Source organism: Aliifodinibius sp. S!AR15-10 (assembly GCF_031569985.1).
Taxonomy (GTDB): domain Bacteria; phylum Bacteroidota; class Rhodothermia; order Balneolales; family Balneolaceae; genus JAMQKA01.
Genome location: NZ_JAMQKA010000006.1, coordinates 45112 through 58575, shown reverse-complemented (window position 1 = coordinate 58575; position 13464 = coordinate 45112). Strand labels below are relative to the sequence as shown.

Annotated in this window: 12 protein-coding genes and 1 tRNA gene; 10 read left to right on the top strand and 3 right to left on the bottom strand. The window is 46.7% G+C overall.

Annotated elements, in window-relative coordinates:
- The first annotated feature begins 4 nt into the window (after window positions 1–4).
- Both NC796_RS06075 and NC796_RS06070 read left to right on the top strand, forming a co-directional pair.
- Window positions 5–412, top strand: coding sequence for a cbb3-type cytochrome c oxidase subunit I (locus tag NC796_RS06075; RefSeq protein ID WP_310683027.1), 408 nt, complete (start codon window positions 5–7; stop codon window positions 410–412).
- A 374-nt stretch (window positions 413–786) separates the two neighbouring features.
- The gene (locus NC796_RS06070) at window positions 787–966 is read left to right on the top strand and encodes a hypothetical protein (RefSeq protein WP_310683025.1); all 180 of its coding nucleotides are present in this window, start codon (window positions 787–789) and stop codon (window positions 964–966) included.
- A gap of 401 nt (window positions 967–1367) precedes the next feature.
- Here NC796_RS06070 and NC796_RS06065 read toward each other — a convergent pair whose 3' ends face one another.
- Both NC796_RS06065 and NC796_RS06060 read right to left on the bottom strand, forming a co-directional pair.
- Window positions 1368–2051 (bottom strand): hypothetical protein, encoded by a 684-nt coding sequence (locus NC796_RS06065; protein WP_310683023.1) that lies wholly within the window; start codon window positions 2049–2051, stop codon window positions 1368–1370.
- Window positions 2052–2053: 2 nt separating this feature from the next.
- Entirely contained in the window at window positions 2054–2335 is a 282-nt protein-coding gene (locus tag NC796_RS06060; RefSeq protein WP_310683022.1) for a helix-turn-helix domain-containing protein, read from the bottom strand.
- A gap of 214 nt (window positions 2336–2549) precedes the next feature.
- On the opposite strand from NC796_RS06060, the gene NC796_RS06055 reads away from it, so the two are divergent.
- Both NC796_RS06055 and NC796_RS06050 read left to right on the top strand, forming a co-directional pair.
- Entirely contained in the window at window positions 2550–3002 is a 453-nt protein-coding gene (locus tag NC796_RS06055) for a helix-turn-helix domain-containing protein (protein ID WP_310683021.1), read from the top strand.
- A 1-nt stretch (window position 3003) separates the two neighbouring features.
- Entirely contained in the window at window positions 3004–3570 is a 567-nt protein-coding gene (locus tag NC796_RS06050; protein WP_310683020.1) for a PIN domain-containing protein, read from the top strand.
- Between the two features lie 192 nt (window positions 3571–3762).
- Here NC796_RS06050 and NC796_RS06045 read toward each other — a convergent pair.
- Window positions 3763–3837, bottom strand: a tRNA-Val gene (locus NC796_RS06045).
- A 421-nt stretch (window positions 3838–4258) separates the two neighbouring features.
- On the opposite strand from NC796_RS06045, the gene NC796_RS06040 reads away from it, so the two are divergent.
- The 6 genes from NC796_RS06040 to NC796_RS06015 all read left to right on the top strand — a co-directional run bounded on the left by NC796_RS06040 (window position 4259) and on the right by NC796_RS06015 (window position 13435).
- Entirely contained in the window at window positions 4259–5563 is a 1305-nt protein-coding gene (locus NC796_RS06040; RefSeq protein WP_310683018.1) for an acetyl-CoA C-acyltransferase, read from the top strand.
- A 350-nt stretch (window positions 5564–5913) separates the two neighbouring features.
- On the top strand, window positions 5914–8034 hold the full coding sequence (gene fadJ, locus NC796_RS06035) for a fatty acid oxidation complex subunit alpha FadJ (protein WP_310683016.1): 2121 nt from the start codon (window positions 5914–5916) through the stop codon (window positions 8032–8034).
- A 268-nt stretch (window positions 8035–8302) separates the two neighbouring features.
- Window positions 8303–8614, top strand: a complete 312-nt coding sequence (gene yajC, locus NC796_RS06030; RefSeq protein WP_310683014.1) for a preprotein translocase subunit YajC — start codon at window positions 8303–8305, stop codon at window positions 8612–8614.
- 3 nt (window positions 8615–8617) lie between these two features.
- On the top strand, window positions 8618–9886 hold the full coding sequence (locus NC796_RS06025; protein ID WP_310683013.1) for a bifunctional 3,4-dihydroxy-2-butanone-4-phosphate synthase/GTP cyclohydrolase II: 1269 nt from the start codon (window positions 8618–8620) through the stop codon (window positions 9884–9886).
- A 394-nt stretch (window positions 9887–10280) separates the two neighbouring features.
- Window positions 10281–11693 (top strand): SusC/RagA family TonB-linked outer membrane protein, encoded by a 1413-nt coding sequence (locus NC796_RS06020; RefSeq protein ID WP_310683011.1) that lies wholly within the window; start codon window positions 10281–10283, stop codon window positions 11691–11693.
- Window positions 11618–13435, top strand: coding sequence for a SusC/RagA family TonB-linked outer membrane protein (locus NC796_RS06015; RefSeq protein ID WP_310683009.1), 1818 nt, complete (start codon window positions 11618–11620; stop codon window positions 13433–13435). Before NC796_RS06020 ends, NC796_RS06015 begins: the two co-directional genes overlap by 76 nt.
- The last annotated feature ends 29 nt before the right edge of the window (window positions 13436–13464 follow it).

Genomic DNA, 13464 nt, shown 5'->3' with positions numbered 1-13464 from the left:
CCTTATGCCCGCTCCAAGCCGATGGCTCATTCGCTCTTCATTTGGGTGCCTCTTGGTTGGGATGATTATTGGCGCTCTTTTGTTGATACATAAATCATACCCCCTGCATCCGGCTATGTGGTCCCTGCTTCCCGTTCATATTGAGCTGCTTATCTTTGGATGGATTATTCAATTCACAATGGGTACCGCCTACTGGATACTACCCCGATACCTGGAAGATTCTTCACGGGGAAATCCCGCACTGGTAAACCTCACCGTGGTTTTACTCAATATGGGTATTTTATTGATGATCACGGACACACTCCTGCTTCCGAAATGGCCGCTGGCACTGGCGGGGAGAGCATTTGAAGCTGGAGCTGTACTTCTGTTTATAATGCTACACTGGCGAAGGATTGTTTCATATCAACGATAAGTAATCGTTATTTTAAAAATATTGTAACCACTTAGCCCGCTAATGTAACTAATGGGGTAATTAATTTAGGATCAACTTTTGGAATAGTCTTTATGCTAAAAAGAGTAAACAATAGAGAAGATCTGGAAGCGCATGAATTTGATACTTCCAAAAAATACAGTCATTTACCTGATTTAGAATTAATTGAGTAAATACTGGCTTTGAGTCTTAAACCCAGGGCAAAGCCTTTGTATGTAGATCTCAAACCCAAACCGTTGGAGATGATTATCAGTACCTTCTCAAATAAAATGCAATTGATTGAGGATTGGGACCTTTCTTCTTATTTGTATGCCTCAAACACCCGGGCTGCTTTTTTACCACTTCGAATGACATAGATGTTTACAGTTCTACGCACCTTCCGGCAGAACCCGGTTTCCCTTGAAACGGCTACGAGCATAAAGCCGAGCCAGTCGGATATGACGGCTGCGTTATGGCTGGCCGACACCTTCATCAACCATGCTATTCGCCTGTATCATATTTTACCAAAGGCAACCGATGTGGATGGGAAGGGATAGCGGTACCGGCATTTTTACCTGGTTTTACCTGATGAACTTGAGACCAGTCAGGCTATTAAAATAGTGGAAAGGATTAAACATCCCAGAGCGGACCTCCCATCAGTGGTTATCCTCACTCATCGGAGAATAATTAAACCGTATTAAATGAGTACTCTATAAAAGGGTGACCACGTGAGCTATTGGCAGTTATGGCAGAAGTGGCATTAATGGCAATTTATTGCAGGTGAAATGCCAGTTCTGCCGTAAATGCCATTATTGCCAAGACACAATTGACGGCAAATACCTCAAGTATCTCATAATTTTTTGAAAATAAGAAAAAAGACCAAAGTCAGAATTCGATTAAGATAGCATTAGAATAACTACAAAATGTAGCAGGTTCATATTCCTGATTTCATAAATACCTAATTTGGCAAAAACCCCGACTGACTAATCCTCGGTGCAACAACTGAATTCAACATGTTGCTATGAAGCTCTGTAGAAGTTGAGAGTAGAGGTTGATTCACCATTTCTCCGCCTGGATTAAAATATCTATATATCAAAAGAGCTATACCTAATCCGGCACCGGCACCTATACTTGCTCCGGCAGCATTGTTAGATATCGCATGTCCAGTAATAGCACCCAACATAGCCAGGAGAGCTCCAATAACCGCACGGCTTTGAGGGGTGTCTTTATCCAGGGCTTTCTTCAAGACGGAGGAGAGGGCAACCATACCAATGGGCCGGACATAATCTTCCCCTTCCGGCAAAAGTGAGTAGTTATAAATAGCTTGTTCAGGCTGATTTATAGGATTCTTACCCTTATTAGGGTTAATATTAGCCTTATTAGGCACCATTTCCGTAGGATTGGACCTTTCATCTAGATGATTACGTCCCCCCGAGACTAGAAATTCAGGTACATCAAATCCTTTAATTCTACCGGAATCTGAAGTAATAGCCCATTCCCCTACGGGATAGCCCGCGCAGTTGTATCCATTCTTAACGGCTTCAGACAAGGTGGGAGGGGATACGTCTAAGACCTGGGCCAGTTGTTTTCCATTTAAAAAGATTCGGTTATCTACAGAAGGGGTATCGTTATGTTTGTCCATTGTTATTTATCCTGGTTAAATAAATAGGCTAATAAGGCAACAATGCCTCCGGTGAGAAGTGCTTTTTTTAGCCCGTTTATGAATTGCTGTTTTTGTTGCTTCCCGACTGCAGTCTCTAACCTGGCACGAAGTTGAATCATGGTGGCCAGAGCAAAATCATTGGGTTGGGCGGTACCCTTTTCCCACTTTAATACGGCTTGTGGTGTCACGCTAAAATAGCGCCCGAAGTCAGCCAAACTCCATCCCAAGCGTTTACGTAATTGCCTGATTTCTTCCGGTTCCATATAGATAAAACATACGAAAAAATTCGATAAATATCATCTTAGTTATTAACTAAGTTAACATCATTTTTGAAGTTAGGCCTAATTAATCCTAATTAGGGTATCAAAACAGGTATTTTTGGATAAATAGTTGAAATAAATTGAATCACTGTTTCGTTTATTTCGTTTAATTGATACATTGCAAGCCAAAGGGACCAAATAAAAAGAGAATAATACGATGGAAGCTGTATTACACGAACCGACCAGTGAAGAAAAAAGGGTGGCAGAAGAGGCCTTTCGTACGTTAGAAGTTCTGCAGACTACTGAACCAGATAAAGAAAAGCGGAAGCTCCAGGTTTCAATAGATGATACGACTACTGTTACTATCCCTGAGTCTGCTTTAGAATTTTTGGTTGAGCTCCTACACCAAATGAGTAGAGGAAAAGCTATAACGTTACTCCCAGTTGATTCAGAGTTGAGTACTCAGCAAGCTGCAGATATGTTAAATGTATCAAGGCCTCATTTGGTCAAGCTACTGGAAGAGGGAAAAATACCTTTTACAAAGGTAGGGAAGCACAGAAGAATACGAACGGAAGATCTTATGGACTATAAAGAAAAAAAGGCACAGGAAAGACGCGACTCATTGAAAAAGCTTACAGAAGAGGCCCAAAATTTAGATGTAGAATATTAAAATGATTCACAAGGGATCTTTTACTGTAGTTCTAGATGCTTGTGTCTTATACCCATTTTCATTGAGAGATATTCTATTACGGCTGGCCGAATTAGATTTATATAGGCCGAAATGGACAGATGAAATAAATAAAGAGTGGGTATCTAACCTCAGTAAGGAACAGGGTATTGACGAAGCAAGTCTAGAGCGAACTGTGCGCTTAATGAATACAGCTTTTCCAGAGGCAATAGTAACAGGCTATAGTAGCTTGATCCAAGGGGTTGAGTTACCCGACCCAGATGATCGACATGTTCTGGCGGCCGCGATTAGGGCAAGTGCAGATTTGATCGTTACAAATAATATAAAAGACTTTCCTGAAGAGGAATTGGATAAATACGATATAGGAGCCCAGACAGCAGATACCTTTATTCATAATTTGATCGACTTAGATCCGCAAAGGTGCTGTGAGGCCCTTAGAAATTTATTGAATGATTTAACCGATCCTCCATTAAGTCAAAAGGAATTATTAAAAAGGTTCAGGAAAGTTGGCCTAAAACAATCATCAAAGTTTTTTGAGAAAAACTGTTAAGAGAGATTTTTAAAAACAAGTAAGAAAAGTTTTCTACCAAATCTATGAGATTATATTTCCTGATAAACTGCAATAACACCCCATTTCTGTTACCCCCGTGTTACCCCGAGAGGATTTTTCAAAATTTTTTGGATTATTTTTTAGGCAACAAAAAAGCCCTTAACTCTATGCGGGTCAAGGGCTTGTGGAGAGTGGGTGGTACTGGATTCGAACCAGTGACCCCCTGCTTGTAAGGCAGGTGCTCTGAACCAGCTGAGCTAACCACCCATGGTGAAAATATCAATCTTTCAAATTACAAATGGCAACGTTGTTGTTGGCATTGTTCCCTTCAGAAAGCAACACTTCATTTAATTACCATACAAGCGCTGTTTTGAGAGAGCACAAATATAAGAACTATTCCCGCACGGACAAAACATTTTATCGGACGAATTATAAATAAGGTTGGAGCTGAATCGGTGCTTCCCTGAAGTACCTGGCAAAAGCTTTTCTCCGGGGTTGATCTGTTAATTTTGGTTCGCTTTTTGGTCGTAAAAAAATGAACACACTTTGGGAAACCCTCCACAGGTGTTCTAGCTACGGGAAACAACCATTAGTTAACACCGTTAAGTTTTCCCTTGACTTACACTTGGAAATGAGCAACATTGCGTTTGAATATTGTTAATCATGCAACGAAGGGAAAGTGTGACATATGGCAGCAGACTCCAATGCAAAGAACAATGCTGTAATCGTTGATGGTGGACGTATTCCTTTCCAACGGTCGGGAACCGGCTATAAAAAGCTGATGGCCTATGACCTGGGTCGTATGGCTATTGAGGGCCTGATGGCACGTTCCGGGATTTCGCCTTCTCAGCTTGATCGCGTGATCATGGGCTGCGTTATCCAGGATGTCAATACGAGCAATGTGGCACGGGAGTCGGCATTGGGCGCCGGCATCCCAAACACCGTGCCCGCCCACACCGTGACGATGGCATGTATCTCCTCCAACCAGGCGATCACCAGCGCTGTCGATCTCATCCGGTCGGGCCAGGTCGAGATCGTGCTGGCCGGTGGCACCGAGACGATGTCCGACATCCCGGTTCGTTTCCGTAAGAAGTTCAGGCAGAAGCTGCTGGATGCCCGCAAGTATAAGTCGATTGGCGACTACCTGAAGTTTTTCAAAGGACTGCGCCCCTCCGACCTGTTGCCCGAGATCCCCTCTATCTCCGAGTTTTCCACCGGAGAAACGATGGGTGAAAGCTGTGACCGGATGGCAGCCCATTTTAATATTAGCCGTGAGGCACAGGATGAATACGCACTGCGGTCACACCAGCTGGCGGCTAAGGCAACCAACGAAGGACTCCTGGATGATGAACTGTTGCCTGCTGCGGTGCCGCCCGATTTTGAGACGATCATCCATGACAACGGTTTCCGCGAGGATACCTCGATGGAGAAGCTAGAGAAACTGAGTCCTGCCTTTATCAAACCGCATGGAACCATCACGGCAGGCAACTCATCCTTTCTCACTGATGGCGCTTCGGCTGCGCTGATCATGAGTGAAAAAAGGGCACTGGGCCTGGGTCTCACTCCCAAAGCATACCTGCGGGAATACACCTACGTCGCCCAGGATCCCGAGGATGAGCTGCTGCTGGGACCTGCCTATGCCACTCCCCAGGTGCTGGATGCACGTGGAATGCAGCTTTCGGATATCGACGTGTTTGAATTTCATGAAGCCTTTGCCGGGCAGATATTGACGGTGCTGAAGGCGCTTAATTCTGAAAAATTTGCCAAAGAAAACCTTGATCGTGACAAGAAAGTGGGCGAAATCCCGATGGAAAAGTTCAACACGCTGGGCGGGTCACTTTCACTGGGGCACCCGTTCGGGGCGACCGGCGCGCGCTTGGTTACGACCGCCTCCAACCGGCTTATCCGTGAGAATGGCAACCTGGCATTGGTAGCAGCATGTGCCGCTGGCGGACTGGGCCATGCGATCCTCCTGGAGAGATACCAGGATTAAGATTTTTTTAAATCACTAGCTAAATGAATAGGGTTAAATTGGATTAGCGGCTGTTTTGGGAAAGGGATTCAATATGAACCACTGTATACTTAGGCTTCATGCATTTAAGGCTAGTCAGGATTCCGGCCTTGGTAAAGTTGACCGCACGGAAGTGATCGGAGGGGAGCGTTAAGAAAAAATCTGTGATTTTTTTAGCGGACCGAGGAGCCCTTCAGGTCAAGTTTACCTGAGCCGGTGAATTTTTTGGTGGAAGTTCTTCAGTCCGACTCCCGGCGGATTTTCTTCATTGAAAAAATGAATATTGAAATTAGTAGAAGGGCAACGAACTAAAGTTTATATCGAATATAACCATGAGCTATCTATCAGTTGAATACGAGGACGGCATTGCGGTGGTTACGCTTGACCAGGATGGAGAAAAAGTAAACAAACTCAATGAGCAGCTGATTGAAGAGTTTACCGCTTTGCTGGATAAGTTTGAGAATCAGAAGGATTTGAAAGGAGCGGTCTTGGTCAGTGGCAAAGAGGGGAACTTTATTGCCGGTGCGGATGTAGAGATGCTAAAGAATAAGCAGGCTCCCGATGAGATTGAGGAGCTCAGTCGCACGGGCAACAAATTACTTCTTCGGCTGGAAAACTTCGAGAAGCCGGTTGTGGCGGCTATTCATGGATCCTGCATGGGGGGCGGGTTGGAGCTGACGATGGCGTGCCATTACCGCGTGGCGTCCAATCATTCGGATACTGTGATGGCCCAGCCGGAGGTAAAGCTGGGATTGTGCCCGGGGGCTGGAGGAACACAGCGGCTCCCCCGCCTCATCGGCCTGCAAAAGTCGCTGACCTACCTGCTCACTGGCAAGAATATCTACCCGCGCCAAGCCTCCAAAATGGGTCTTGTGGATGAGTTGACTCACAGGGACGCGATCCTGACCGCAGCAAAAAAAGCAATTGCAAAAATCAACAATGGCTCCTTTAGCCGTAAGGATAAACGTAGCATCTTGGAAAAGCTGCTTGAAAGCAATCCCCCGGGCCGAAAGATTATTTTCTCGCAGGCCCGGAAAAGAGCTCTTTCGAATACCAAGGGCAATTATCCCGCCCCGCCTGCAATTCTTGAGTGTGTGGAAGAAGGCTATTCCAATGGATTGGAAGTGGGTCTGGAACGGGAGTCAAAAGCGTTTGGAGAACTTGCCGCCACTCTCGAATCCAAAAACCTGGTGAACCTTTTTTTCGGGATGCAGTCGGCAAAGAAAAACCCGCAGCAAAAAAAAGCACGTGATATCTCAAAAGTCGGAGTTCTGGGTGCCGGACTAATGGGAGCGGGCATTGCTGATGTAAGCGTCAATAATGGGCTGCATGTCTTGCTCAAAGATCAAACCGTTGAGCAGGCGGCCAAGGGCAAAAAGACGATCTGGGACAATATGCAGGACAAAGTGGACAAGCGTATCATCTCTGAATTTGAACGGGATCGGACCTCCAGCCTCGTTACCCCGACGGGCAGCTACGATGGTTTCGAGAATGTGGATATGGTCATTGAAGCGGTATTTGAGGAACTTGATCTCAAGCAGAAAATGGTTAAACAGGTCGAGGAAGTCACACCCGATCACTGTATTTTTGCTTCCAATACCTCCTCACTGCCGATCACACAGATTGCTGAAGCCTCATTCCGACCGGAACAGGTCGTGGGTATGCACTACTTTTCGCCGGTACAGAAGATGCCACTGGTCGAAATTATTAAAACCGAACAAACCTCCGACTGGGTTACCGCCACGGCGCGAGAGATTGGAGTCAGGCAGGGAAAACACGTAATTGTTGTCAATGATGGTCCGGGATTTTATACAACGCGGATTTTGGCACCATACATGAACGAGGCGTTGGCCCTGCTTGAAGAAGGCGTCTCCATCGAGCAGCTGGACTCCGCCATGAAACAGTTCGGTTTCCCGGTGGGTCCTGCTGCCTTATTTGATGAAGTGGGCATCGACGTGGCGGCTCACATCACCGATGTATTGAATGAGCTGTTTGCCGATCGAGGGGTGGAACCAAGCAACAAGCCGAAAGAACTGCTGGAGGCTGGTTACAAGGGACGCAAGAACAAGAAAGGATTTTATAAATACGAGGAGTCGGATGGCAAAAAGAAGAAAAAAGAGCCCAATGAGGCTATCTATTCTTATTTCGGCGGTGCGTCCCGTAAAAAAATGAATGACGAAACGATCCAGCAGCGTATGGTTTTGACGATGGTGAATGAGGCGGCGTGGTGCCTTCAGGAAGAAATCCTGGAAGATCCCGCGGATGGAGACCTGGGTGCTATTCTGGGCCTCGGCTATCCCCCTTTCCTGGGCGGTCCGTTTCGCTATGTGGACCAGCAAGGGGTCGCTGATATTGTTAGCCGTATGAAGAAATATCAAAACGAGCTGGGCATTCGCTTTCAACCGGCAGAAATTTTGAAAAGCTACGCATCGGAAGGCAAGAGTTTTTACTAGTGCAACCAGAGGTTGTGGGAACTGTTGCAGACCAGAGGCCAGCCACGAGATGTGACCGTGGATAAAGCGAATAAGGGCGATAGATAGTGGTGTTGTTTATTTTAATTTTAATCGGTGGTTATCTGCTGGATCCGTTTCATCTGCGTTCTATAGAAACCGATAAAGTAGACAACAGAATAAAGAGTTGTCTCCATAATTGTCCCATCCTTACAAAAATGGTATCTTATGAGCCTTTAGTAATGCACAGTTTTAATCTAAATCATTTTATATGCATTCGTTATTATTATTCTTGTGGACGGGGTCTTCTGCCGATGCCGGTTGGATGAACCTCGTATTTATTGGTCTCATTTTTGCAGTCTTTTATTTTTTCATTATACGTCCCCAGCAGCAAAAACAGAAAGAGATCCAGGAAAAAGTCTCGAATCTTGAAAAAGGGGACAAAATTGTAACTTCCGGCGGAATTATAGCCAAGGTGACAAGTGTTGAGGATGATTCAGTACTCGCAGAGGTGGATACTGATGTGAAAGTGCGATTCACCAAGAATTCCATCACTGATGTAAATCCCAATAAGAACGATTAAGTTATGACGTCCGAAACCGTCTCCTTCGATAGCATCGAATCTGCTGTCGAAGACATAAAACAGGGCCGAATGGTCATTGTGGCCGATGATGAGGATCGCGAAAATGAAGGTGATTTCCTCATGGCGGCCGAGAAAGTTACCCCGGAAGCGATCAACCTAATGGCTAAATATGGCCGTGGGCTTATTTGTGTGCCGATTACCCGACAGAAAGCCTACGAGATGGACCTCGATTACATGGTGACCGAAGGTGCAGACCCGGACGAGGCGGCGTTTACGGTTTCGGTGGATCATAAAGAAACCAACAGCACCGGCATCTCGGCTTCTGACCGTGCAAATACCATAATTGAGTTGATCAAGGATAATGCCAAGCCGGAAGAGTTTCGTCGACCAGGGCACATTTTCCCTCTCATAAGTACCGAAGGCGGCGTGCTGCGTCGTGCGGGGCATACGGAAGCCTCAGTCGACCTGGCCCGGCTTGCGGGGTTAAAACCGGCCGGTGTGATCTGCGAGATTATGAAGGATAACGGCGAAATGGCGCGCCTTCCCGACCTTGTGGAGATTGCGAAGGAGTTCGACATGAAGTTGATCTCCATCAAGGATCTCATCGCCTACCGGATGAAGAATGAGTCGCTTGTAAGAAAAATTGTGGAGGTCAATCTCCCGACTATTTATGGCGACTTCACCCTGCATGCATTCCAGGAGCGATTGACCGGAGACCATCACCTGGCCTTGGCAAAGGGCGAATGGGACGAGGGCGATCCCGTGCTGGTACGAGTGCATTCTTCGTGCATGACAGGTGATATTTTTGGTTCCAAGCGGTGCGATTGCGGCGAGCAGCTCCACCAAGCGTTACTCACTGTGGAAAAAGAGGGCAAGGGCGTGGTGTTATACATGAACCAGGAAGGTCGCGGCATCGGACTCGTCAACAAGCTGAAGGCCTATAAGCTGCAGGAGCAGGGCATGGATACGGTGGAAGCCAACGAAGCACTCGGTTTTGAACCGGATCACCGCGACTATGGCGTTGGCGCTCAAATTTTGCGATTGCTGAATGTATCTAAGCTACGATTGATGACCAATAATCCGGTAAAACGCGTGGGATTAAAGAGCTTTGGGCTCGAAATGGTGGAACGCGTACCTATCGAAGTGGGCGCCTATCCTGAAAATGTCCGCTATCTCAAGACAAAACGCGACAAAATGGGGCATGATCTCAAGCTGGAGGATGTAGATCCCCATAGCCCGGAATTTTTGAATAGCATTGTCTCAGATGATTAGGGGCAAGCACTATTTATCCTAGTCTGGATGCATTAATTTGAAGCAACTTGCATTGTGTTGATTTCAAAGTAGGATAATATATACGTTGACCCGTTTACCGGTTACCCAAAGCCCTTAGTTCTAATGAAGAGTTAATTGAATCCACCCGGTCGCAAAAACAGCGCCCGGGTGGAGCACTTGGACGGAAACAGAATTTTAACCGCTAAACGTTTTAAGAGTCAACCTCAATGTTAACAGCATCTTACGCAATAACATGTCATAAATATTTGTGAGAATTTCGGTAAATCCTTTCCTCCTTTTCCTTGATCCCACCTAAGCTTGTCGGAACAAGTTCTTCCGGTATTACTATAGATAAACACAAAAAAATCTGTATGCATCTACAAAAGGATTCATTGTGTTTTCATCAAAGAACTATTCGGACAGCTATTACTATATATTTTTTAACGTTGTTTCTTGCCTTACGGTCACTATTCTAACAGTATTCGGAGTATCTCAAGCTCTTGGAAAAACATCTTTTCAACAGGACTTGCAAAATGCCAATGCCGATACCATAACGGTCACCGGTACTGTTACTTCCCAGGAAGATGAGAAACCCCTGCCGGGAGTATCCGTTCTTATCAAAGGGACAAAAGAGGGAACGACCACTGACGAAAAAGGCCGGTACACAATTGAAGTTCCAGCCAATAAGAGCACGCTCAGCTTTTCTTTTCTAGGATACAAAACTCAGGAGGTCGCAATTGATGGAAAAAAGACGATCAATGTGAGACTGAAACGCGAGGTTGAAGAGATGGAGGACGTGGTAGTGGTTGGCTACGGGACCCAGCGAAAGCAAGATCTTACGGGTTCCATTTCATCTGTCACAGCCAATGAAATCCAGGATCAGAACATTACCTCGGCCGACCAAGCCTTGCAGGGAAGAGTGGCCGGTGTGCACGTTACAAAGAACTCAGGTGCGCCCGGCGGTGGCTCAACAGTCAGAATCAGGGGGACCAACTCGATCCGGGGCGGGAATAATCCGCTGTACGTAATTGACGGCATGCCGATAGGTGGAGGATCCTCTCCTTCCCAAAATCCGCTCTCCCTGATTAATCCGCAGGATATCGCCTCAATTGAAGTGCTTAAAGATGCCTCAGCGACTGCAATCTACGGGGCCCGGGGCGCTAATGGTGTCGTTTTAATCACTACTAAACAAGGCGGCGGTAATACACAGGTCAGTTTTGAAGCTAAATATGGGATTAACCAGGTTCGGAAAAAGCTGGATCTGTTGAATAGGCAGGAGTTTATGTCTCTTGCAAATGAAGCCAGTACAAACAGTGGTGGCAATCTCGTATTCACGCAGACAGCAAGCGAATATGCCAACACCGATTGGCAGGAAGAAGTTTTTCGCAGGGCCCCGCGCCAGGATTATCAGCTCTCGGTTTCTGGAGGTAACGAGGGTACCCGGTATGCTATATCCGCAAATTTTCTGAATGAAAAGGGCATTTTGATCGGCTCTGACTACAAGCGCGGCAGCTTTCGCATTAATTTCGACAAGCAGGTCAGCAATAACTTTTCAATTGGCAATAACCTGGTGGTGAGCCAGGCCTATTACAATCTCATTGAAACCGGCGGACGCGGCCTTTCCGGAATCGTTAACGGGGCACTGCAGATTCCATCGGTAGTTCCGGTGAAGGATCAAAACGGGAATTACGTCTATCAAACAGCCGAAGTGCCGGTCCAGCGCGACAATCGGTGGCCTCGGCTACCGAGAAAACCAACAACAGCGACCGGTTCAAGGGCGTGGGCAATGTATATGCCACCTACATGATTACCAAAGGGTTGGAAGCACGCGTCAGCATAGGTGGAAATTTAAGCTACGATAAGAATGACTTTTATGCCCCCGAAAACACGTTGCAGGGTCGCCAGACGGGCGGGTATGGTTCCGTGTCCACCTCAAAAAGCTTTCGCTGGGTTAACGAGAATACCATTTCCTATGAAAATGAATTTTTGGGATTGCATAAACTTGATCTGTTGGGCGGGTTTACCCTGGAACGAGCAACGAGTGAAAACCTTCGGGGAGCATCGGCGGGTTTCGTTACAGATGCCTTCGAATACCACAACCTGAATGCGGGTGAAGTCCCCAGCAATCCTGCCACAGGTGCCAGTGAGTCGTCCCTGGTCTCCTATATTGGGCGCGTCCATTACGGCTTTGACGAGCGTTATCTTGTAACACTTACGGGCCGCATTGACGGGTCCTCCCGATTTGGAGAGGGTAACAAATATGGTTTTTTCCCTTCGGGGGCACTGGCTTGGCGCGTGACGAATGAGCCGTTTATGGAGGATCAAAATGTATTCAGCAACATCAAGTTGCGCCTGAGCTATGGAGTCACCGGCAACCAGGCGATCGGAAACTATGCAGCACTGACCCAGCTTGGCAATTCTCAAGTTACATTTGGCGATCGGGTGGCGGTGGGCATAAATCCGGCCAGCCTCGGTAATGAAGACCTGCGCTGGGAAAAAACCACCCAGTATAATGCCGGGCTCGATCTAGGCCTGTTTAATAACCGGATAAGTCTGACAACCGACATTTATTACAAGAAGACGACGGATCTGCTGTTGATAAGGCGGGTTCCACGTTATACCGGCTATACGCAATATCTCGACAACATCGGAAGTACCGAAAACCGGGGGATCGAGCTTACCCTTGATACACAAAATATCACGAACAGCAACTTCTCCTGGACCAGTTCAGTGAATTTTGCTATGAATAGGAACGAAGTTTTGAAGCTTTCTGACGGAGAGCCGCTCTTGGTTGGGACGCCTATTTCCTATGCCAGCGGACAGAGTTTTCGCATTATCCAGGAGGGAAAATCACTAGGTGCCTTTTATGGATACAAATATGGAGGTGTTTATAGCGACCAGCAGGAGATCAACAATAACCCGGCAGCCAGTTCGTCCGCTCAGCCGGGCGATCCCTACCTTCTCGATATCAGTGGCCCGGAGGGACAGCCCGATGGCACCATTGACGGCAATGACCGTACGATTGTAGGCAACGGCTTCCCGGACTTTACCTTCGGTTTTACCAATAATTTCGTTTACAGGGGATTCGATCTGAGCTTCTTTATTCAGGGATTATATGGCAATGAAATCCTGAACATGAATACCCTGCGGCTTGAAACGGGTCGTGGTTACCTGAACCAGACTTCAGATCTGCTGAACCGGTGGACGCCTGAAAATCGAAATACCGACATTCCACGGGCGGCAAGGAGCAGGAGCAGTGCCTCTCAAACCGCCATGCGTGCCATATCAAGTCGCCTTATTGAAGATGGGTCCTACGTTCGGCTCAAGAATATAACTCTCGGTTATTCTTTCCCGGTTGATTGGATCAATCGTTTTGGAGCTCGTTCCGTACGGCTCTACGTCAGTGCACAGAACCTGTACACGCTAACCAATTACAGTGGATACGATCCCGAGGTGAGTACCTATAACAATCTTGGCAACCTGGGAGCGGATTATGGTACCTATCCCAAGGCCAAGACATATTTAATGGGTATTGAGCTGGGATTCTAACCAAGAGATGAACTTTATAAAAAAGACAA

Excerpts from the sequence above, each read along its gene's own strand:
- NC796_RS06075 (WP_310683027.1), top strand. The coding sequence starts at position 5 with ATGCCCGCTCCAAGCCGATGGCTCATTCGCTCTTCATTTGGGTGCCTC.
- NC796_RS06070 (WP_310683025.1), top strand. The coding sequence starts at position 787 with ATGTTTACAGTTCTACGCACCTTCCGGCAGAACCCGGTTTCCCTTGAA.
- NC796_RS06065 (WP_310683023.1), bottom strand. The coding sequence starts at position 2,051 with ATGGACAAACATAACGATACCCCTTCTGTAGATAACCGAATCTTTTTA.
- NC796_RS06060 (WP_310683022.1), bottom strand. The coding sequence starts at position 2,335 with ATGGAACCGGAAGAAATCAGGCAATTACGTAAACGCTTGGGATGGAGT.
- NC796_RS06055 (WP_310683021.1), top strand. The coding sequence starts at position 2,550 with ATGGAAGCTGTATTACACGAACCGACCAGTGAAGAAAAAAGGGTGGCA.
- NC796_RS06050 (WP_310683020.1), top strand. The coding sequence starts at position 3,004 with ATGATTCACAAGGGATCTTTTACTGTAGTTCTAGATGCTTGTGTCTTA.
- NC796_RS06040 (WP_310683018.1), top strand. The coding sequence starts at position 4,259 with ATGGCAGCAGACTCCAATGCAAAGAACAATGCTGTAATCGTTGATGGT.
- fadJ (WP_310683016.1), top strand. The coding sequence starts at position 5,914 with ATGAGCTATCTATCAGTTGAATACGAGGACGGCATTGCGGTGGTTACG.
- yajC (WP_310683014.1), top strand. The coding sequence starts at position 8,303 with ATGCATTCGTTATTATTATTCTTGTGGACGGGGTCTTCTGCCGATGCC.
- NC796_RS06025 (WP_310683013.1), top strand. The coding sequence starts at position 8,618 with ATGACGTCCGAAACCGTCTCCTTCGATAGCATCGAATCTGCTGTCGAA.